The sequence below is a fragment of the Paenibacillus sp. FSL R5-0475 genome (assembly GCF_038004585.1).
In the GTDB taxonomy this organism is placed as follows: domain Bacteria; phylum Bacillota; class Bacilli; order Paenibacillales; family Paenibacillaceae; genus Paenibacillus_AQ.
Map to the genome: position 1 here is coordinate 387,811 of NZ_JBBORK010000001.1, position 22,186 is coordinate 409,996.

The 22,186-nt window shown below is 42.5% G+C and carries 10 protein-coding genes; 4 read left to right on the forward strand and 6 right to left on the reverse strand.

Annotation, left to right across the window (positions count from 1 at the left end; genetic code table 11):
- Nucleotides 1–14: 14 nt before the first annotated feature.
- From MKX41_RS01550 to MKX41_RS01570, 5 genes are all read right to left on the reverse strand, one after another.
- Complete coding sequence (locus MKX41_RS01550) at nt 15–878, reverse strand: AraC family transcriptional regulator (RefSeq protein WP_188114583.1); 864 nt, start codon at nt 876–878, stop codon at nt 15–17.
- A 144-nt stretch (nt 879–1,022) separates the two neighbouring features.
- Nucleotides 1,023–2,705 (reverse strand): glycoside hydrolase family 13 protein, encoded by a 1,683-nt coding sequence (locus tag MKX41_RS01555; protein WP_340968330.1) that lies wholly within the window; start codon nt 2,703–2,705, stop codon nt 1,023–1,025.
- Nucleotides 2,706–2,799: 94 nt separating this feature from the next.
- A complete protein-coding gene (locus tag MKX41_RS01560; RefSeq protein WP_340968331.1) occupies nt 2,800–5,118 on the reverse strand; it encodes a glycoside hydrolase family 65 protein in 2,319 nt (772 codons plus the stop codon).
- A 297-nt stretch (nt 5,119–5,415) separates the two neighbouring features.
- Nucleotides 5,416–6,072, reverse strand: a complete 657-nt coding sequence (gene pgmB / locus MKX41_RS01565; protein ID WP_042186321.1) for a beta-phosphoglucomutase — start codon at nt 6,070–6,072, stop codon at nt 5,416–5,418.
- 223 nt (nt 6,073–6,295) lie between these two features.
- Nucleotides 6,296–7,342, reverse strand: a complete 1,047-nt coding sequence (locus MKX41_RS01570) for a LacI family DNA-binding transcriptional regulator (protein ID WP_042186323.1) — start codon at nt 7,340–7,342, stop codon at nt 6,296–6,298.
- A gap of 744 nt (nt 7,343–8,086) precedes the next feature.
- On the opposite strand from MKX41_RS01570, the gene MKX41_RS01575 reads away from it, so the two are divergent.
- Complete coding sequence (locus MKX41_RS01575) at nt 8,087–15,856, forward strand: pullulanase (protein ID WP_340968332.1); 7,770 nt, start codon at nt 8,087–8,089, stop codon at nt 15,854–15,856.
- Nucleotides 15,857–16,024: 168 nt separating this feature from the next.
- Here MKX41_RS01575 and MKX41_RS01580 read toward each other — a convergent pair whose 3' ends face one another.
- Complete coding sequence (locus tag MKX41_RS01580; RefSeq protein ID WP_340968334.1) at nt 16,025–17,770, reverse strand: alpha-glycosidase; 1,746 nt, start codon at nt 17,768–17,770, stop codon at nt 16,025–16,027.
- Between the two features lie 805 nt (nt 17,771–18,575).
- Between MKX41_RS01580 and MKX41_RS01585 the strand changes: the two genes are divergently transcribed.
- From MKX41_RS01585 to MKX41_RS01595, 3 genes are all read left to right on the forward strand, one after another.
- Nucleotides 18,576–19,910 (forward strand): sugar ABC transporter substrate-binding protein, encoded by a 1,335-nt coding sequence (locus tag MKX41_RS01585; RefSeq protein WP_340968336.1) that lies wholly within the window; start codon nt 18,576–18,578, stop codon nt 19,908–19,910.
- A 107-nt stretch (nt 19,911–20,017) separates the two neighbouring features.
- Nucleotides 20,018–21,331, forward strand: a complete 1,314-nt coding sequence (locus MKX41_RS01590) for a sugar ABC transporter permease (RefSeq protein ID WP_042125830.1) — start codon at nt 20,018–20,020, stop codon at nt 21,329–21,331.
- Nucleotides 21,328–22,170 (forward strand): sugar ABC transporter permease, encoded by an 843-nt coding sequence (locus MKX41_RS01595; protein ID WP_339269869.1) that lies wholly within the window; start codon nt 21,328–21,330, stop codon nt 22,168–22,170. Before MKX41_RS01590 ends, MKX41_RS01595 begins: the two co-directional genes overlap by 4 nt.
- The last annotated feature ends 16 nt before the right edge of the window (nt 22,171–22,186 follow it).

Here is a 22,186-nt window from a genome sequence, read left to right on the forward strand (position 1 = left end):
AGTCTAAGTAAGCATTAATTTTTTTTCATAACCGGTATCCAGATCTCGCAGCGATAATCCTCTGCATCAGGTCTTCCCGGAAGGTATAGCTCAAACTCGGGTCCTCCTGTATGCTCATAGCCTGTTGCAGGGAACCACTCCTGAAAGATCCGTGACCATGCTTGCTGAATAGCATTCGGCATTGGCCCTACTGAGGTGAACACAGCCCAACTCGCAGCTGGTATCGTCGTAGAAGCAAAGCCCTGAGCGTCCGTCTCTGGAGAGGCTTCGACAGCAATCCAATAGGAGAAGGTTTCTTTTTCGTGATTAAAATCTTTACAAATACCAAGGATGTCCTTATCAACACCGATCTCAATCAGCTTATCCGACGTACCATTTTCGTTAGCTTCAATCCACAGCTGGGGGATACGGCGTAAATTCTCCCCATCTTTCGTTGTCATTTCCTCTACTAGTCCGATAACATTAAAAGCGTCTCTTGTCTCAATTCTGTAGTCCATTTCTTTATCTCCCTTCAGTGATAGATGGAAGGAGAGTCTAGGGAAGGCTTTGAGCTGTACCCCTGACTCACGCGCAGCAGAAGGAGTAATTCCATGTGCTTTGCGGAATGCTTTGGCAAACGACTCGGGAGAGTCATATCCGTATTTTAATGAGACATCTAGCACCTTAACTTTAGAAATAGCGAGTTCCTGTGCCGCCAGAGTTAGTTTCCGTTTACGGATATAGTCTTTGACTGATACTCCCGTGAGCATGTAGAACATACGCTGGAAGTGAAAAGGGGAGGAATAAGCAACCTTTGCTATATCTTCTATATTAAAGGTTTCCTCCATTTTGCTCTCCATATAATCTAAAGCTTCTTTCATGCGGATAAGCCATTCCAAGCCTGCCATCTCCCTTTGAGTTCATACTATCATGCCACCATTTGCAAATCCTGTTATTCCTTGCTCTCTAATGACAGGTTGCTGATGGAAGAATGATCTTAACAAAATCATCCTATATAGTATAACTCAGGAAGGTGGAGAGAGTCAGCTTTGTAATCTGTACACTCTTGCTTCGTAAGGACGCAGAATTTCTCGTGTGGGTGATTCATCCGGGTAATTTCCAATGATTAAATCAGTAGCGGTGCTCAGCTCAGCGGAGAGATCAACGGTTTGAGGGGCCTCGTTGAAGTTCAGCAGGATCAGCCATTGTTCATCCTCTAAAGTTCTTGTATAAACATAAAGGTTCTCATGATCAGGCAGTAGCAGCTTATATTCTCCATATACCATAATCGGATTTTTTTTGCGTAAAGCAATTAATTCCTGGTAGTAGTAGAAGATTGAATCAGAATCCGCCAATGCTTGCTCCACATTAATTTCCTTGTAAATCGGATTTACTTTGAGCCATGGTTCTCCTTCTGAAAATCCAGCATTAGCAGATGCATCCCATTGCATTGGGGTACGGGCATTGTCTCGGCCTTTGACATGGATAGCGTTCAGAATCGTTTCATGATCTGCGCCACCCTCAGTTACTTTTTCACGGTACATATTCAGAATTTCGATGTCTTTATAATCTTCCAGCGTTGTGAATTTTACATTCGTCATCCCAATTTCTTCACCTTGGTAAATATAAGGGGTGCCTTTAAGTGTATGTAGTAAGGTAGCGAGCATTTTGGCAGATATTACGCGATACTTCCCATCATCACCAAATCGTGAAACCATACGCGGCTGGTCATGATTGTTTAAGTACAGACTATTCCAACCCTTGTCAGCCAGACCGACCTGCCATTTATGAAGTATGTCGCGCAGTTTAGTTAATGTCCATGGGGCTACATCCCATTTGCCTCCTGGGCCGGAATCTACGTCCATATGCTCGAATTGGAATACCATTTGAAGTTCTTCACGATCTTCGTCTGTGTAAAGAACGGCATCCTCTACTGAAGCCCCTGGCGTTTCCCCGACGGTCATAATGTCATAGCTTGAAAGAACCTTTTGGTTCATTTCATGTAAAAACTCATGGACTCGGGGGCCATTCATAAAGTAATCGCCACCCCAAGCAAGTTCCTCTGGCGCCTCGCCCTCGATTTGGAAGGAAGGTAGCCCTTCTGCTTTAGAAATCAAATTAATGACGTCCATCCGCAATCCATCCACACCCTTGTCGAGCCAGAAGGTAATCATCTTGTATAATTCATCGCGCAGCTTTGGATTGTCCCAGTTGAGATCCGGTTGCTTGCGTGAGAACAGATGTAGATAGTATTCACCGGTAGTCTCATCTAGTTCCCAAGCCGGACCGCTGAATATGGAACTCCAATTGTTTGGACGTTCGCCATTCGGTCCACCTGGACGCCATATGTAGTAATCACGGTATGGATTATCTTTTGACGAACGGGACTCTACGAACCATTGATGTTCATCAGAAGAGTGGTTGATTACAAGATCCATCATTAGCTTAATGCCACGATCATGCAGTCCAGTCAGTAGTTCCTCCCAGTCTTTTAGCGTGCCGAACTCATCCATAATATCTTCGTAATCGCTGATGTCATAACCATTATCATCATTTGGCGATTTATATACTGGTGACAACCAAACTACATCGACACCGAGCTTCTGCAAATAATCCAGACGTGAAATGATGCCTTGCAGATCTCCAATACCGTCACCATTACTATCTTGAAAGCTGCGTGGATAAATTTGATAAACGACAGCTTCCTTCCAAAAGGTTCTTTTCATTAATAATCACTCCTTATATAAGTTATCCATTTAGGAAAAAAATAAAGAGACCCTAAAAAGCTATTGGCTTCAAAGGGTCTCTTGTGGTGTCGGTTTATACTGTGACGGAATTGCTGTCAGCAGTGATGCTGCTTAGTCCGTTCACGGTATATTCTTTGTCATAGATAGTAATAGAAGCTGGAATATCAGTTTCATTCGTAACCGTAACCTGTGCGTCCGAAACGCTTACTTTTAGACGGGAGCCGCGGAACATGATTTTGAAAGAGTACGCTGTCCAGTGACCTGGGTTCGATGGGCTTAGAGTCAGTCTGCCATCATGAACACGTAATCCGCCAAAGCCATGTACGATTGACATCCAAGTTCCGGCCATACTAGTGCTGTGTAAGCCGTCTTCAGTATCATTGTTATAGTTATCAAGATCCAGTCTTGAAGTACGCAGGTACATTTCATAAGCCTTATCCTTATATCCTAGTTCGCTGGCTAGAATAGAGTGGATACAAGGGGATAGGGAGGACTCATGAACAGTGATCGGCTCGTAAAAGTCGAAATTCCGTTTTTTGGTATCCAGATCGTAACGGTCCCCTAGGAAATATAATCCCTGCAGAACGTCCGCTTGTTTAATGAAGCAAGAACGAAGGATACGATCCCAAGACCATTTTTGGTTTAGCGGCAGGTTCTCAGCTGCCAGATCCTTGACTTGAATAATCTCTTTATCTAGGAAGCCATCTTGTTGCAAGAAGATACCCAGTTCTTCATCCGCAGGATAATACATTTTGGCAATGATATCATTCCATTTTGCGGTTTCGCTCTCTTGGAGTCCTAGTTTGTCAACTAGTTCTGCATAGCGTGTGGATTCGTTCTTTTTCAGATAATCCAGAGCTTCTAAGGTATATTCCATAGTCCAGGAAGCCATCCGGTTGGTGTACCAGTTATTATTTACGTTATTTTCATATTCATTAGGTCCCGTTACGCCAAGCATCACGTATTTGTCTTTACGATTTGCATAGTGAACACGTTCTTCCCAGAAGCGGGAGATTTCCACCAGAACTTCAAGGCCATATTGACCAAGATAAGCTTTGTCTCCTGTGTAGTTCACATAGTTGTAAATCGCATAAGCAATGGCACCGTTACGGTGAATTTCTTCAAATGTAATCTCCCACTCATTGTGGCACTCTTCGCCATTCATTGTAACCATTGGGTACAATGCGCCTTTTGCGAAACCAAGCTTACGAGCATTTTCCTTAGCCTTCTCCAAATGCTTGTAACGGTAGATCAACAGGTTGCGAGCAATAGAGGAGTCTGCTGTACTGAGATAGAAGGGAACGCAATACGCCTCTGTATCCCAGTAAGTGCTGCCGCCGTATTTTTCACCTGTAAAGCCTTTAGGTCCAATGTTCAGACGGTCATCTTCACCATTGTAGGTTTGGTTTAGCTGGAAAATATTGAAACGAATCGCTTGCTGTGCCGAAACGTCACCTTCAATAATGATGTCGCTTTCTTTCCATTTCTCTCTCCAAGCTTCTATTTGTTCTGTCAGAAGGGTTACAAAACCAGCTTCCTTAGCAGCTTGCAAAGCAGTTTGAGCGGCATCGACCAATTGTCCAAGACCGTGATTACGCGAGGTTACGTTAGCAACATATTTATAAATGACGACTTGATCGCCAGATTGTACGGATACATTCATTTTGCTGGCTACATATTTCTCTTGTTCAATGGCTTCAGCATCAGCGTTGACTTTCTCACCGTTGATAAGGATATCAAAAGCCATAGCAGAGGTTACATGGAAATCGAGCTTTTTAGTCTTAAGGGTGAGGTGTCCACCTTCAGTGCCTGCTTGCTTCTCAACTTCATTCCAGAATTTCTCGTCGTAGTTGGAATCCTTGTTCTTCACGTCACCGTCGAGATAAGGAGTGATCGTAATCTTGCCTGAGAAATTCACAGGAATGATGGAGTAACGAATAGCACCGATTTCTTGACGAGTCATGCTGACGAATCGGATACTCTCAACTTTAACTTCCTTACCATCTTCGAGTGTGGCAGTGAAACAACGGGAAAGCGTACCTTCCTTCATGTTAAGAACACGACGGAAATCGGAAACCGTACATTTTGCCAGGTCTAAAGGAGTTCCTTCAATGTCGATGTTAATACCGATCCAGTTCGTGCTGTTCAGTACTTTAGCAAAATATTCAGGATAGCCGTTCTTCCACCAGCCGACCCGTGTTTTGTCAGGATAGTAAACGCCAGCCATGTAGCTGCCTTGTAGGCTACTTCCACTATATTGCTCTTCAAAATTAGCTCGACCACCCATAAATCCGTTGCCAAGGCTAAATACACTTTCAGAGATTTCTTGTGTCTGTGGATCAAAGGATTCTTCAATAATGGACCATTCATCAATTGTTAAATATTGTTTCACGATAACCGGCTCCTTTAAATATGTTGTGGGGATATATAATGAACTATATCTCTACTTTGGTGCTTGTGAGTCGCTCCGCTGGCGAAAGGTTGTTCCGATCGCTGTTGTCCCCAGATGCTTAAATTTGAAGAATTAAAGGTGAGCATCTGGGGACAAAGGCGAACGCTAGCGCTTCTACACAATCCTTTCGCCATCTCCACTTCAAGCGTACCTCTAGATATACATATTTCATTTATAAGTGGAATGCAGCAGGGCGAATCACATTAACACTTTCAGTTGATTAATGTTCGTTAGACTTTAAGCAAAAGATTTTTTGAGTTGTGACACACTCATATGAGCGAGCGATGGAACGACGATGTTCGCCGCATTGAGCGTTTCCGGTGAACCAATACCAACGCTGAACATTCCAGCACGCGACGCAGCTTCAATTCCTGCTTCTGCATCTTCGAAGACAACACAGTGTTTAGGATCAGCGCCAAGTGCTTTAGCTCCTAAAAGAAAAACTTCCGGATCAGGTTTAGCAGCACTTGTGTGTGTGCCATCGATGATTGCATCAAAGTAAGGGGTCAATCCGGTATTATTTAATATCGTCATTGCGTTCTTACTAGCAGAACCGAGGGCAACTTTGATGCCATTCTCACGGCACTCTTTCAGAAAATCAAGCGCACCTGGCAAAATCTCTGAGCTGTCCATTTTCGCAATATATTCGACATATCGATTATTCTTCTGTTCTGCAAGCTTAGCTTTCTCTTCTTCATCGATAGTTAGTCCGCCGATTTCCAGCAAAATATTTAGCGAGGCAGTTCTGCTGACTCCTTTAAGGCGTTCGTTATCTTGTTCTGTGAAGAGAAACCCTAATCCATCTGCAAGCTCTTTCCATGCGATATAATGGTATTTGGCAGTATCAACGATAACACCATCCAAATCGAACAAGCAGGCTTTAATTTCCGTCATTGTAGTACCTCCTAAAATTTGTGACAGTATCATGATCCATTGGGTAATCGTATCTGAATTTGCTTTCAATTCGTATAAGCTTTGCTAAAGATGTTAAGTTTATCTTAACCTCAGATTCGAAAATTCACCCTGAAAAGAACTGGATCAAGAAGTTTTAGTAATTTAGCGCAAACGTTTGTACAGATTTTCAAAAAATAAATGAAGCGTTGATCGCTTCACTTATTCATTCGGTTTTGTTCTTAGCATGAGAGTACATGGATGACTCTCTCACGATCAAGCGATGTGGAATAACAAATCGGTTTGTATAACCAGCATCGTGGTTCGGACTCTTGATATTCTGGATAAGTACCTGAGATGCAGTGTAGCCAAGATGATAAATTCCAATATCAATACTACTGATCGGAGGGCTGGATAATTCAGATAATGGAATATTGTTAAAGCTCACAATAGCGAGATCGTCAGGCACTTTGTATTTCAGCTCATTCAATCCGCGTAAAATTCCGAACGATACCATATCATCCACTGCAACTAGAGCAGTAGGCCGATTAGGCAAATTCATGAAAAAAGACATCGCTCTATATCCGCTATCCTGTAGAAATTCACCTTCTACAATCCATTCATCACGCATTTCAAGACCGCTATTCAGCAATGCTTTACGGTATCCTGCGAGACGATCGCGAGAAACAATTAGATTAGGCGGTCCACTTACGAAGCCAATACGTTCATGACCCATTGAAATGAGGTGGTTAGTAGCATCATATGCTGCCATCACATTATCGTTATCGACAGATAAAATATTCTCATATCGATCACTTCGGCCTACCAGTACGAATGGATAATCGTTACTCTCTAGAAAATCAATAACAGCATCATCTGTACGAGAGTAAAGCAGAATAACACCATCTACTCGACGACCCTTTAGAAGTCTTGAAACGGCTTCCAATTCTTCCTTCTCGTTTGCTCCGGAGCTAATTAACACGTCGTAGCCGGAACGGCTAGCTTGTGTAACGATCCCTCGGATTAATTCCATAAAAAATAGATTTGAGAACAGCTCTTCAGCTGGTTTAGGAAGACTGAAGCATATGCTATTTGTAGTTTTCGACACTAGACTCTTAGCCATCATGTTAGGTGTATAGCCCATATCTTCCATAATAGCTTTGACCTTGCGGGAAGTTTCCAGGCTGATTCTGGGGTGATTGGACAATACCCGGGATACCGTGGAGGGAGATACTCCCGCTTTCTTGGCCACATCCTTAATGGTAACTGTCATAGAAACCTCCTTATGGAACCGTTTGCTTTACACAGTAATATTAATCTAAGAGTTCTAAATTGTAAATAGATAAAGTCATTTGGAAGGGCAATATTGCTACTTTTGGAAAGAGTATTAGAAATTTATGTGTAAAATTGTTTGTTTTCACCAAAAAAGTATGAATGATTTAGCAAGATTGAACTTAATATGTATAAAAGATATCCGATTTCTTTGAAAGGAGCATTTCGTAAATGCAAACGTGTGGCTTAAATTTTTTGGAACAATTCGATTCGAGGAATGGAATTAGAGAGACATTCAAAAAAAGGGATAAATCCTAAATGGGATTATCAGGTTTATTTTTCTTTATTTTTACTTTTATGATAATTTGAGTTCGTTAAACACATAAAAATACTGGTTGACAATACCATAAATACAGCATTAGTATGTAAATCAAAATATAGCAAGCGTTTACATTGGGCGATTTTGGATCGATATCAGTTGTGTTAAGGAATGAATTTTATGTACTTAGGTTTGTGCACGACTTATTGCAAACGTTTGCACTGATTTCATGATTTTTGTGATGTCTTTTACTTTGATAAGGATGGTGATGCTGTTAATCTGGTTTGACGAGCCGCACACATAGACCTTCTCCAACCACAGAAGGAAGACGCATGATTTCATAACCTCAGAATAATTGGCGGGGTTCGAGAAATTATGTATCCGCTTGCACAAAGGGAATTCATAATTATGGGAGGTTTTACAAAAATGAAAATAAATTTATGGGGTAAGAGGACGTTCGCGATCTTCATGATCGTTGCTCTTGTGTTCTCCAGTCTCGGCTTACACCCAGTTAAGGTTTCAGCAGAAACGACAAAGGTAGTTTTGGTCGGTGATTTGCAATCACAGTTTATTTCTACTGGGGCGGAAAATCCCGGCAAGGATTGGGATGAGACATCAGTAGTCACCCAAATGACTTACTCAGACAATGGGTTGTATTCTTTTACTGGGACTCTGCCAGCAGGAGAATATAATTATAAGGTTGCTCTGAACGATAGTTTTGATGAGAGTTATGGCTACGGAAATTACACCAATCCTAATGGAGTTAATAATAAAGGCGATATCCACATCAAGCTAGAAACAGAAACGACTGTAACCTTTTATTATAATGACATCACTCATAAAATAGCTGATTCTACGTACTACACGCCAATTGCTGCGGATAAACTGCCAAGATTGACAGGAAACCTGCCAGCAGAGGCGTTGTCCACGTTATCAGATCCTGATTTTGATGGTGTGTACAGTACAGTTGTTACTGTGCCGCAGGGAGATTACACATATAAGGTTTCTGTTCCAGGAGTCACAGAAGCAGAGGATATGTCTTATCCAGAAAGCGATCTAGCGTTGAGCCTACCGTTAGATCTTAAGGTAACCTTCAAGTACAATACTGCAGATCACAGTGTGACCGCAGAATATAAAATCCCTACTGAACCTGTAGAGGTTACACCTGTTCCAGCAGGACACATTCGTGTTCACTACAAAGCTAGTGATTACACCGATAAGGGATTGTGGTTATGGGGTGATGTTGTAAATCCTTCTGATAATTGGGCTATGGGTGCGACCCCTTTTCCTGATGGACAAATGGATTCCTATGGTGCATATGTTGATGTGCCGATTAAGGATGGGGCTAAGAAAATCTCATTCATCGCACTTCAGCGTGAAAGTGGTGCTAAAGATGGAGGAGATAAGAACTTCTCGATTAATACTCCACAAACTAATGAAGTATGGATCACAGAAGGCTCTGATGTAGTTACGCCTTATGAACCGGTTAAGCTTCCTGCAAATACCGTTCGGATCCATTATATGAGATCAGATTCCAATCAAAGTCAGTATGGATTATGGTTGTGGGAAGATGTAGCAGTTTCACTTAAGGATTGGCCTAAAGATGCAATTCCATTCCAAGCCGATCAAGTAGGTCGCTTTGGTGCTTATATTGATATTCCATTGAAAGAAGCTGCAAAAAAAATTGGGTTTCTCGTAGTGAACCCGTTGAATGGCGATAATAAAGACGGCGGTGACAAAGGATTTACTCTACTGGATCGTTACAACCAGCTGTGGATAAAAGAAGGAGACAACAATGTATATGTTTCACCATTTGGTGAAACACCTATCGGTTTAGTATCTGCTGAAGTGTTGTCGACGAGCAAAATCCTTCTTGGTTTCACGTTAACTGACGGCTTGGATGCAGCAGCATTGAAGAATGAGATTACCGTTAAAGATAAAGATGGTGTTGCTATTCCTGTATCGGCTGTAACCATTACTAGCAAAACTTCAATTGAAGTTGATACAAAAGCCTTTGATCTGGATAAAGTTCCGCTTAGCGTTACTTATTCAGGCAAAACGGTCTCTGCGGCTAGTGGTTGGAGAATGCTTGATGAAATGTACAATTATACAGGAGATGATCTAGGGGCTACGTACAACGCTGACAAAACAGCCACGTTAAAATTGTGGGCTCCTAAAGCTAGCTCGGTTGTCGTAAATGTGTACGATAAGAATGACTCCAACGTGCTTGTGGGCAGTGTTGACTTAACGAGTGGAGATCAAGGGGTCTGGTCGGTTGATTTGAAGCCGACTGATTTGACAGGCACGACTACAAACGATGTAAGAGGATTCTTTTATCAATATGAAGTGACGAATGACGGTGTAACCAATAAGGTCCTTGATCCTTATGCTAAATCAATGGCGGTATTTACTATGGATACCACAGGTGCAGCTGGTGCTGGCGGGGATACAGTCGGTAAAGCGGCTATCGTTGATTTAAGACAGACGAACCCGGATACCTTTGGTTATGCTGATATTAAAGGCTACGAAAAACGCGAGGACGCAATCATTTATGAAGTCCACGTCAGAGACTTTACATCCGATGTATCGATCGAAGATAGTCTGAGTGGCGAAAGATGGGGCTCTTATAGCGCTTTTGAAAAGAAGCTCGATTATATTAAATCTCTCGGTGTAACTCATATTCAATTACTTCCTGTAATGGCTTGGTATTACGGGGATGAGACGAAGATGGGGACTAGAGAAACAGAATATTCCGCTAAAAACAATGAATACAACTGGGGATATGATCCTCACAACTACTTCTCTCCAGATGGTGCTTATTCGCAGAAACCTGCTGATCCTGAGGCACGGATTAAAGAATTAAAAGGTTTGATTGACGCCGTACATGAAGCTGGAATGGGTGTCATTCTGGATGTAGTGTACACACATATGGCTAAAAAAGAATTCTTAAACGACATCGTACCTAATTACTACGCGTTCCAAGATGCAAATGGCAACTTTATCGGAGGTTTCGGAAACAATCTGGCCACTAACCATAAAATGGCTGAGAAGTTGATGGTTGATTCCGTGAAATACTGGTTTGAAGAGTACAAGATAGATGGAATGCGCTGGGATATGATGGGCGATGCGACAGCGGAGGCTGTTCAGAATGCTTATGATGCCGCGGCAGAAATTAATCCGAAGGCACTTTTTATCGGTGAAGGCTGGAGAACATTCGGCGGTGCCGCAGCTGATCTTTCCCTTGCTGGAAAAGGGGCAGATCAGGACTGGATGGATAAAACGGATAGCGTCGGTGTTTTCTCTGACGAATTCCGCAATGAATTGAAATCTGGTTATGGTTCCGAAGGTCAACCTAGATTTATTACAGGCGGAGCGCGTCCAATAGCGACAATCTTTAACAATATTAAGGCGGAGCCCTCAAATACGCCTGCTGATGATCCAGGTGATATCGTTCCGTACATCGAAGCGCATGATAACCTGACGCTGCACGATGTTATTGCACAAACGATCAAGAAAGATCCTGCCATTGAGAAGAATGAGCTTGAAATCCAGAAACGGATTAGACTTGGAAACATGCTTGTTCTAACCTCCCAAGGCACTGCCTTCATTCATGCAGGCCAGGAATATGGGCGTACCAAGCAATGGAATAGCACTTCGGTTCCTCAGGATAAATACACTGAAATGTTTGATAGTGAAGGCAAATCCTTTGGTTATTTTATTCATGATTCGTATGATTCTTCGGATGCTGTCAACATGTTTGATTGGACTAAAGCAACGGATGAATCACAATTCCCAGTACAGAATACAACAAGAAAATACACGTCAGGTCTGATGGAATTGAGAAAGTCTACCGATGCATTCCGATTGGGCGACAAGGATCTGGTTGATTCCAATGTTAAACTAATTCCTGCACCAGAAATGAAGACTGATGATCTTGTCATTGGTTATTCAAACAAAGCTACTGATGGCACAGGTATCTATTATGTTTTCATGAATGGCGATAGCACAGAAAGAACTCTTACTTTATCAGAGGATTTGACGAGTGGTCAGGTGCTTGTTGACAATGATGAAGCTGGTGTTACTGCAGTTAGTCAACAGAGTGGTTTCATTTTAACTGCTAATTCAATCAAGCTAGATCCTTTGACTGCAGTGATTATCAAAATGGAAGCTGAAGCCGCTACGCTTACTTCTATAGAGACCGATAGTGCAAGCTACACGCTGGCAGCAGGCAATACGCATCAAACAGCTGTTTTTGCGAAGTACGACGACAACAGCAGAAGAAATGTTACGCAAATGGCTACTTACACTTCCAATAAGCCTGAAGTGGCTACAGTAACCAGTAAAGGTCAAGTGAAGGCAATTGGTAATGGAACAGCTGTAATTACCATCACTTATGGCGGTATTTCTACAACTGTTACCGTAAAGGTTACTGATAAGAGATATGTCCAATTTACCTATAATCGTAGTGATAAGGATTATAAGGATTGGAACATCTGGGTCTGGAATACAGGAGTTAAAAATGATCAGATTGATTTTACAACCTTTAAGAATGGCACAGCGAGTGTTTTGATTGAGGTTGCTGAGAATGCGACAAGTGTAGGGTTCGTCCTTCGTAAAGGTACCGATTGGTCGATTAAGGACCCTTACGGGGATGACCGTATCATTCCGCTGACGCCTGGTGAATTATTCACTAAAGTGAATGTAACTAGCGGGGTGAAGGAGTTTGATATCAAACCAAGTATTAGCGGTCCTATCCTTAAGGATGGAACGATTACTTTTAGATATCGCGATGATGCCTTGTTCCGTAATGGAAATATGGATGCGATCACAGCTGCAAAAGTAAAAGTGAATGGAAAAACATATCCAATGGTTTATGATTCCGCTAACGAGTGGTTCACTTACACGTTGACTGATTTAGTAGAAGGTACGTATAAGTATACGTTCTTGATCACGAAAAACGGAATCACTACTGAATTTACAGATCCTAAGAATACAGTGAATGATGAATCTATTGTTGTGTATCATATTCCTGACGTTAAGATTACGACATCCGTGAATCCGGAAGCAGTTACATCTAATCAGAATGCGGTTGTAACCATCAATGTAGTGACTTCAGAAGAGGTAACATATTCAGAGGGATACATGGATTTAACCAATCTTGGAGGACCAAGCAAAGTTAAGCTGGATACGGAGCTGATGAAGCAGACAGTTGCTGTGAAGGACACGGTGTCAGCGGGGATCAAAAATATTCCGATTACGCTCGTGGACCAGTACGGAAATACACATAAAGAAAATGCTAAACTCGAGGTAAAAGCGAGAACCTACACAGGTGATAAGCTGGATTTTGATTGGGATGAGGCTCGTATATACTTCGCGCTTACAGACCGCTTCAAAGACGGAGATCCAACAAATAATGAGAATGTAGATAAAGATCAACTGGAAGCATACCACGGTGGTGATTTCCGAGGAATGATCGACAATCTCGATTATTTGCAAGAACTTGGTATTAACACGCTTTGGATTACGCCAATTGTAGATAATATTGATTTTAATAAAGGTGATGGCTTCAAACAATACGGATATCATGGCTATTGGGCCAAGGACTTTACAAAGCTCGACGAGCATCTTGGTGATATGGAGACTTTCAAGGAATTGATCGAAAAGGCACATGACAAGGGCATCAAGATCATGGTCGACGTTGTACTCAATCATACGGGCTACGGTTTAAAGGTTGAGGATAAAGAGCCGACGATTACAGCTGAGGATAAAGCACGTTTTGAAGGAATGCTTCGTACGGATGGTGTATCCGCGGATACAGATCCAATCAAAGGCGAGCTTGCAGGATTGCCGGATTTCAAAACGGAAGATCCAGCCGTTCGTGAAAAAATTATCGCTTGGCAAACAGGGTGGTTAGATAACGCTCGGACGGAACGTGGAGATACGATTGACTATTTCCGTGTGGATACAGTCAAACATGTAGAAGATACAACTTGGAAAGCATTTAAAAATGCACTGACTTCAATTGATCCAAACTTCAAAATGACCGGTGAATACTTTGGCGGAACCATTGATAGCAATGGTGGAATGCTCGAAACAGGCCAGATGGACGGACTGCTTGATTTTGGATTTAATGATGCTGCGAAAGACTTTACTGATGGTAAAGTTAACAGTGTTGATTCCTATTTGCAGGAACGAGAGTTAAAGATTGATAACACGAAGATGATGGCTCAATTCCTGAGTAGTCATGATGAGGATGGCTTCTTGTCTAATTATGTGGATGGAGATAAAGGCAAGCTGAAAATCGCAGCCGCTCTGCAAATCACAGCCAAGGGACAGCCAGTCATTTACTACGGAGAAGAACTGGGGAAATCGGGCAAAAATGCAGGAGACATGTCTAAAGGTGAGTTCAGCGAGAACCGTAAAGATATGCCTTGGGATCAGTTGACTGCAGAAAAGCCACTTCATGATCATTATCAGAAGCTGTTGAATATCCGTGCAAAATACTCCAAAGTGTATTCCAAAGGTACGCGCACGAAGCTGGCAGGTTCAGATGATTTAGGTTATTTAGCCTTCAATAAGTCTTACGATAATGAGAACGTCGTGACGGTTATTAACACTAAGACAAGTGAGGAATCCGTAACGATTCCGGTACCGTTTGCTGCCAATTCATCTGTGAAGGATGAGTACAGCGGTAAAACATACACGGTATCCGAAGATCAAAAAGTAATCATTGATCTACCAGGTAGAGATGATGGGGGTACGGTTATTCTGGTAGAGGCATCGGATGTAACGCCGACACCAACACCAACGGCGTCACCAGAGGCAACGCCGACACCAACACCAACGGCGTCACCAGAGGCAACACCGACACCAACAGTGTCGCCAGAAGCAACGCCAACACCAACGAAGAGACCAGAAACAACACCAACACCAACAGTGTCGCCAGAAGCAACACCGACACCAACAGTGTCGCCAGAAGCAACACCGACACCAACAGTGTCGCCAGAAGTAACACCAACACCAACGCCGTCGCCTGAAGTGACAAATTCACCAACTTCTGGAAGCGTGGCAGTTAGCCCAACAACTCCTGCTGATATGCAAGTTGTCAGTGAGGATAGCTTAAAGAACGTGAAAGAGGGTAAGGTAGAGATTGTTATTGCTGCAGGTAAGACAGCGGTATTGTTACCGTTGCAAGCAGCAAAAACATTGGGATCTAATGATCTAGTATTTAAAGTGGGGGATCTATTGGTTACTATCCCTAACAAACTGTTAAGCACAATACCAAGTTTAGCTTCAGGTGTGGATGCGGAAGGTGCTCATATCCTGTTGGAGCTGAAACCATTGGTCCAGTCTGCTACAAAAGCATTAGTCGATGGTTTAAACAAAGAGGTGGGGACCGTAACTTCGCTTTCCGATGTGTTTGAACTGAGACTTAGCATTCTGAAGAAAGATGGTACCCGGATTGTAGTTAAGAAGTTCGATGAGCCAATCACAATATCGTTTAAGATTAAAGGTCAATCGAATAAAGATCTATTGGGGATTTACTATTTAGGCGATAATGGCGAGCTTGAGTACGTAGGTGGACAGCTGAAGGGAGACGTGATATCCACACAAGTCACGCACTTTAGTAAATATGCCGTACTTGAGATTGTGAAGTCGTTTAAGGATGTTCCAACTACTTATTGGGCATTCCATGCCATTCAGTCTCTTGCTGCAAAACAAATTGTTTCAGGGGTTACGACAACCGAATTTAATCCGAAGAGCAATGTTAGTCGTGCGGAATTTACCGCATTACTAGTTCGTGCACTTGGTTTAAATGCGGAAGGGCCGGTTCAATTTACTGATATCAAGTCAGATGCATGGTATTCATCATACGTAGCAACAGCGTCTAAGCTGGGCATTGTTAGTGGTCGAAGCAAGGATAATTTTGCGCCGAATGCATCCATTACCCGTGAGGAAATGGCTATCATGGTGATCCGTGCGCTTGAAGTGAAGTCTGGTAAGAAGATCGAACCAGCAGTGGGTGTCACGACATTTGCAGATGCATCTAGCATTAGCAAGTGGGCAGATAGCTACGTGAAGACAGCAGCAGGTCTAGGGCTTCTGCAAGGCAGAGAGAACAATCAATTTGCTCCAAAAGGGTGGATGACCCGCGCCGAAAGCGCACAGATTATTTATACACTACTGAGCAAGTAAACTGTACTTCGGTGTGCTGATTGATAGTGCACCGAAGTATTAGTAATTGGCTAGTAATGTGACAGTCATTCTTAGTCATCTCTAATAGAAAACAGGGTATCCCACAGCTATCATAGCTAGTGAGATACCCTGTTTTGTTATGTTTTATACGGCCAAAGGCATTTAAATCTAGTTGATTGCTTTAAGTATAGCGAAACCATAAGCAGGCATCTTCACGTTCAGCTTGCCACGCTCAGCACGCACTGTATCGGCCGTGAACAAGTTCTCCCAATTTCGCTCGTCTACGTCAATACGGAACGTTTGAGCGGTCTCTTCGCTATTGATCAGTACAACTATAGTCTCAAGATCCAATCGGCGCTCGTAGGCTATCTTACTGCCTTGTCGACCTGCCTCTAAGAAAGTAAATGTCCCCGCACGAAGTGCAGGTTGTTCATTGCGGATTTGAATGAGCTGACGATAGAATTCGAATAGATCACGATCCTGCTTCTCAGGGTTCCACTCCATGCATTTACGACAACCTGGGTCACCCTCACCGTCCATTCCGAACTCGTCGCCATAATAGATACAAGGAGTACCCATAAAGGTGAACTGGAATAGTGCAGCTAATCGCATTTTATTTTTGTCGCCCTCAGCCAGCGTAAGTAAGCGTGGAGTGTCATGACTATCTAACAGATTGAAGGCAACTTCACTTGCTTGCAGTGGGTAACGCGATAACTGCCGGCCAATAGAGTTGGCAAATCCCTCTGCATCAAGGTTACCGTGAACAAAAAAGTCTAAGACGGCATCAGTGAAGGGATAGTTCATGACAGCATCGAATTTATCACCCTCCAGCCACGGAGCAGACTCATGCCAGATTTCTCCAAGGATGTAAGCCTCAGGATTAGCGCGCTTTACCACCTTGCGGAATTCACGCCAGAAATCATGATCTACTTCATTGGCGACGTCAAGGCGCCAACCATCGATTCCAACTTCTGTAATCCAGAATTCAGCGACCTTCAGTAAGTACTCTTTAACTTCAGGATGTTCGGTATTAAGCTTTGGCATATGTGGTTCAAAGGCAAAAGTATCATAAGTAGGAATCCCGTTTACAACCTGAAGTGGAAACTCGCGAATATGGAACCAGTCTTTGTAAATGGAGTCTTCTCCCTTTTCCTGAACATCTAAAAATGGAGCGAAGGTTCCACCGGAGTGGTTGAATACTGCGTCTAACAGCACACGAATACCACGTTTATGGCAGAGTTCGACGAGTTTTTTTAACGTTGCAATATCCCCGAAATGCGGATCAACTTTCATGTAATCTTCTGTATCGTATTTATGATTAGTAGTTGCAGTGAAGAGTGGTGTGAAATAAATAGCATTGATGCCAAGCTCGTTAAGATGATCCAGATGATCAATAACCCCTTGCAGATCGCCGCCAAAAAAGTTGGTTGGTGTTGGCTCTGCTCCCCATGGCTGAACATCTTTTGGATCAAGGCTAGGGTCGCCATTTGCAAAGCGTTCAGGGAAGATCTGATAGAAAACAGCATCCTTTACCCAGGCAGGTGGAGTGAACACATCAACAGGGTTAATAAATGGGAACTCGAAAAGCTTGTTTGGATTTTCTGGCCGGTTCGTTTGAAAATCATTTTCGGTCATCCAAACTTTCTCGTTATCCTTTTGCAGTAAGAATCCGTATTTCAATCGGCGATAGATGGGAACTGAAGCACATTCCCAATAATCGAACATAGCATCAGAGGTGAAGAGGGTCATGGGAATTAGCTCTTTCGTGGTATCCCAAGTGTACTTATCCCCTGCAAAAGCAAATACTTCTGTTAAATCCCCTTTTTTAGCGCGGAGACGCAAGTGAATCGTACTCTCATTATAGGCATAAGACCAATTTAACCGCGGGCGATGGTACACAGCTTCCAGTAACATGAATAAGTCCTCCTAAAGTTTTGTAAGCGATACTTCCCTGACCAGCTTCGGCAAAATTAACTCGAAAGTATACGCTTAAGTTTTGTGAGCGATACTTTCCCGAACCATTCACCACAGCGCGTGGGTTTTAGAATGTCGCTATTGTTATTGGTTGCACAGTTTTTTATGCAACATGCGCAAATGATGAGACAAACTTGCACATAACAAAGAGGCACAACCGCCGCGAAGTAGCTTGTCCGAGGTTGTACCTTTCATAAGTAACATTGCCTTTTAGTTATATAGAACAGGAGGCAGACAATAGATGCAATGATTCATGTTGGGTTGCCTCTTAACGATTTGGATTATAGCATGGAATAAAAGGGCTTTCAATACTCTTGTTCAAACCATTGCACAAATTTTCACTTGAGTATATGAGCGTTTCTACTGCCCGATAATTGTAAATCTACTGGAAAAGTGAATTTGTGGTATATCAGGGGCAAATAAAATAGCAATTCCATTTTTAAACACATGAATAATCGACTAATTAAAAGATATCATGTGAAAAATGGAGATAAATGCCTATAGTGTTTATCAATTAATGGAAAATGGTCAAATATGGTATGTGCAAACGTTTTTAAAAACAAACGATACTGTTGTATGATGTATTCATGAATGAAGCGCTTTCTTGCACTGCGAAATGCAGCTCAAGAAGGAGCGAGCTAAAAGAATAACTTTTTTTTTAGCTTTTCTGAAATCGTTTGCGCAAATTTTTTGCTCTACTATTTTATCATCTTATGCTTTATTAAAATTGGGAGGGGTTAAAGTAATGAAGTTAAAAAAAGTGATGGTTATCACCGCTGCTGTCTCTATGGCACTGTCCGTTACAGCGTGTGGTTCGAGCAACAATGGGAATGCCGGGGGAAACAATGCAGCAAAAGCTACTAATGCTGCTAACAACACTACAGAGACTGCAGCGCCAGAGAGCACAGATGCAGCAGCGACAGAAGAGATTGTACCTGAAGATGGAGCGACACTAGTTGTATGGGAAAGTAAGGAAGAAAGACCATTCGCAGATGAAATTGCTAAGCAGTTCACAGCAAAATATAACGTTCCAGTCAAGATTGAAGAGTTGGCACCACCAGATCAAGTAACTAAACTTACGCAAGATGGTCCTTCAGGATTAGCAGCAGACGTTGTTCTTATCCCTCACGACAACTTAGGTAAAGCGGCAAGTGCGAGCTTGGTTCTTCCTAATGACGTCTTCGGTGAAGAAACAAAAGCTAGCAATACTGAAGCTTCAATTATCGGATCTTCGTACGATGGCGAATTGTATGGCTACCCAAGAGCAGCAGAAACTTATGCATTGTTCTACAATAAATCACTTGTTAAAGAAGCACCTAAGTCTTTCGACGATGTTCTTGCTTTCAGCAAAACATTCACAGATAAATCCAAGAACAGATACGGAATTATGTGGGAAGTAGGAAACCTGTACTTCAACTACATGTTTATCGCTTCTGATGGTGGATATCTATTCGGTAAGGACGGTACAGATAAAGATGACATCGGACTTGCTAAAGAAGGAGCTGTTGCAGGACTTAAAGAATTTGTGAAAATGAAAGAAGCATTGCCAATTAAGAGCGGAGATATCAATAGTGATATCAAACGCAGCTTGTTCAACTCAGGTGATGTAGCGATGGATATCACTGGTCCTTGGGAGCTTGGAGGATACAAAGCAGCTCTTGGAGATAACCTTGGTATCGCACCGATCCCTACAGTAAATGGCAAAACAGCTATTACATTCTCTGGTATCAAAATTTTCGCAGTTAACTCGTTTACTCAATATCCGAATGCTGCTAAATTGTACGCTCATTTTGCTTCAAGCAAAGACGCTCAATTGTTACTGAACAAAACGATCGGTTCTGTTCCTACAAACAACGAGGCGCTTCTTGATCCACAAATCGTTAATGATCCATTCGTGTCCGCTTTTGCAGCACAAGCTAAGAGTTCCCAACCAATGCCTTCTATCCCTGAAATGGGTAACGTTTGGAGCCCTGTAAATGCAGCGCTTCCAGAAATTTGGGATAAGGGTGTAGATCCAAAAGCAGCAATGGACAAAGCCGTTCAACAAATCAAAGATTTGAACAACAGTTCATCGCAATAAGGATCATAAATCACAGTCTTAACAGCATACAGTGAATCAAGCTGCCCGTCGCATGTTTAGCGGAGGGCAGCTTCTTATTTTCACTCGGAGAGGAGAACGGAAGCGAAATGCAGCGACATCGCACGAGGGCCGCAGTACTGTCGACGATTTTCATGGGATTGGGACAAATATATAACCGCCAATTCATCAAAGGAATCATGTTTTTAGTTGTAGAAGCCGCCGCTGTTTATTATTTTATTCAGAATCTTGCTACTGCTCTATGGGGTTTTGTTACACTAGGAGAAAACCCTAGCCGTTTGGTAAAAGTAAAAGGCATCGCTAAGATGGTAGCTGGGGATCACTCGATTTATATTTTGATTCAAAGCTTGATCACCATTTTAATGCTTATCATCATAATCCTCGCTTGGTATTTGAACATTAAAGATGCTTATAAGACTGGAGAGAAACGCGATAACGGTCTTCAGGCAAACACCTTTAAACAAAGTGTTCGCTATATACTGGATTATAAGTTCGCTCAGACGTTCTTGGTCTTGCCGGGTATTGGTGTTTTATTCTTTACGATCATGCCAATCATCTTCATGATCCTGCTGGCGTTTACGAACTATTCCGCACCTGATCATCTTCCACCCGCTAAATTGGTTGACTGGGTTGGATTTCAGACTTTCCGAAATTTATTAGTTCTCAAAACATGGAGCCACACTTTTTATGGTGTATTAACATGGACGATTATATGGGCAGTTCTTTCGACGATCACTACATATTTCGGAGGACTATTGGTAGCCTTATTGGTGAGCCAAAAAGGTATTCGTTTCAAAGGAATGTGGAGAGTTATTCTGATTGTACCTTACGCAGTACCGCAGTTAATCTCTTTGCTGCTCATGCGCAATTTATTTAACGGTCAATTCGGTCCGATCAACCAATACCTTGGGTATTTTGGAATGGGTGGATTACCATGGTTGACAGATCCATTCTGGGCTAAGGTTACCGTAATTATTGTTAACATGTGGGTTGGTATTCCAGTCTCGATGTTACTTATTATGGGCGTACTGACTACAATTCCTCGGGATATGTATGAAGCCGCTGAGGTGGATGGAGCATCAGGTTATCAGAAGTTCCGTATCGTTACGTTACCAATGGTATTGTTCTCCACAGCGCCTACTTTAATTACGCAATTCGCAGGTAACATTAACAACTTTAATGCGATCTTCCTATTGACAGGCGGTAGTCCTGTAAATGGTGATTATCAATATGCCGGTTCCACGGACTTGCTAGTAACCTGGCTATACAAATTAACACTTGATCAGAATAAAAACAACATGGCTTCGGCTATAGGGATTATTATCTTTATCATTGTTGCTTCATTCTCCCTGTACAATTACCGCCGGACGAAATCATTCAAAGAGGAGGATATGATCCAATGAGCAGAAAGATCGCGAACTTTATTCGCTTAAGTGGTAGTTACATCATCTTGATTGCTTTGTCGATAGCGGCACTCTATCCGGCACTTTGGATTCTGTTTGCTTCCTTCCGGCCTGGTAAATCACTGTACAGTAAATCGTTTATCCCTGAGCAATTCACCTTTGATCACTACAGAGAATTGTTCACGTCACCAAGCTATATGTTTGGAACTTGGTATGCGAATACATTGAAGATAGCTATATTCTCCATGCTTATCGGTGTAGTTCTTACCTTGTTAACCAGTTATGCAGTATCCAGATTCCGTTTTAAAGCGCGTAAAACAGCGTTATCTACGGTTCTGATTCTTGGTATGTTCCCTGGTTTTATGAGTATGATTGCCATTTATATGCTCCTTAAGGAGTTTAATTTGCTGGATACGCATATTGCCTTGATTATCGTCTATGCAGCCGGGGCGCCGCTGGGGGGAACCTTTATCGCCAAAGGCTTCCTCGACACGATTCCTCGTTCTTTGGATGAGGCGGCTCGAATAGACGGGGCGAGTAATTTCGGGATCTTTATGCGAGTGATTCTTCCCTTGTCACGTCCTATGATCACTTATATGGCACTGACTCAGTTTGTCGGTCCTTGGGTCGATTTCATTTTCGCCAGACTTATTTTGCGGACAAAGGAGAACTGGACCGTCGCAGTCGGAATGTGGGATATGGTTAACACGAACCAAAACACTAACTTCACCTTATTCTCTGCCGGTGCTGTTCTGATCTCTATCCCGATTATGATTTTGTTTGTATTCTTGCAACGTCTGCTTGTTGATGGATTGACTGCAGGAGCTAGTAAGGGGTAACAATTTCGCTTCATAC

What these genes read in the sequence shown, in the direction of transcription:
- MKX41_RS01575 (WP_340968332.1), top strand. Translation starts at nt 8,087, where the DNA reads ATGAAAATAAATTTATGGGGTAAGAGGACGTTCGCGATCTTCATGATC.
- MKX41_RS01590 (WP_042125830.1), top strand. Translation starts at nt 20,018, where the DNA reads ATGCAGCGACATCGCACGAGGGCCGCAGTACTGTCGACGATTTTCATG.
- pgmB (WP_042186321.1), bottom strand. Translation starts at nt 6,072, where the DNA reads ATGACGGAAATTAAAGCCTGCTTGTTCGATTTGGATGGTGTTATCGTT.
- MKX41_RS01555 (WP_340968330.1), bottom strand. Translation starts at nt 2,705, where the DNA reads ATGAAAAGAACCTTTTGGAAGGAAGCTGTCGTTTATCAAATTTATCCA.
- MKX41_RS01570 (WP_042186323.1), bottom strand. Translation starts at nt 7,342, where the DNA reads ATGACAGTTACCATTAAGGATGTGGCCAAGAAAGCGGGAGTATCTCCC.
- MKX41_RS01585 (WP_340968336.1), top strand. Translation starts at nt 18,576, where the DNA reads ATGAAGTTAAAAAAAGTGATGGTTATCACCGCTGCTGTCTCTATGGCA.
- MKX41_RS01580 (WP_340968334.1), bottom strand. Translation starts at nt 17,770, where the DNA reads ATGTTACTGGAAGCTGTGTACCATCGCCCGCGGTTAAATTGGTCTTAT.
- MKX41_RS01595 (WP_339269869.1), top strand. Translation starts at nt 21,328, where the DNA reads ATGAGCAGAAAGATCGCGAACTTTATTCGCTTAAGTGGTAGTTACATC.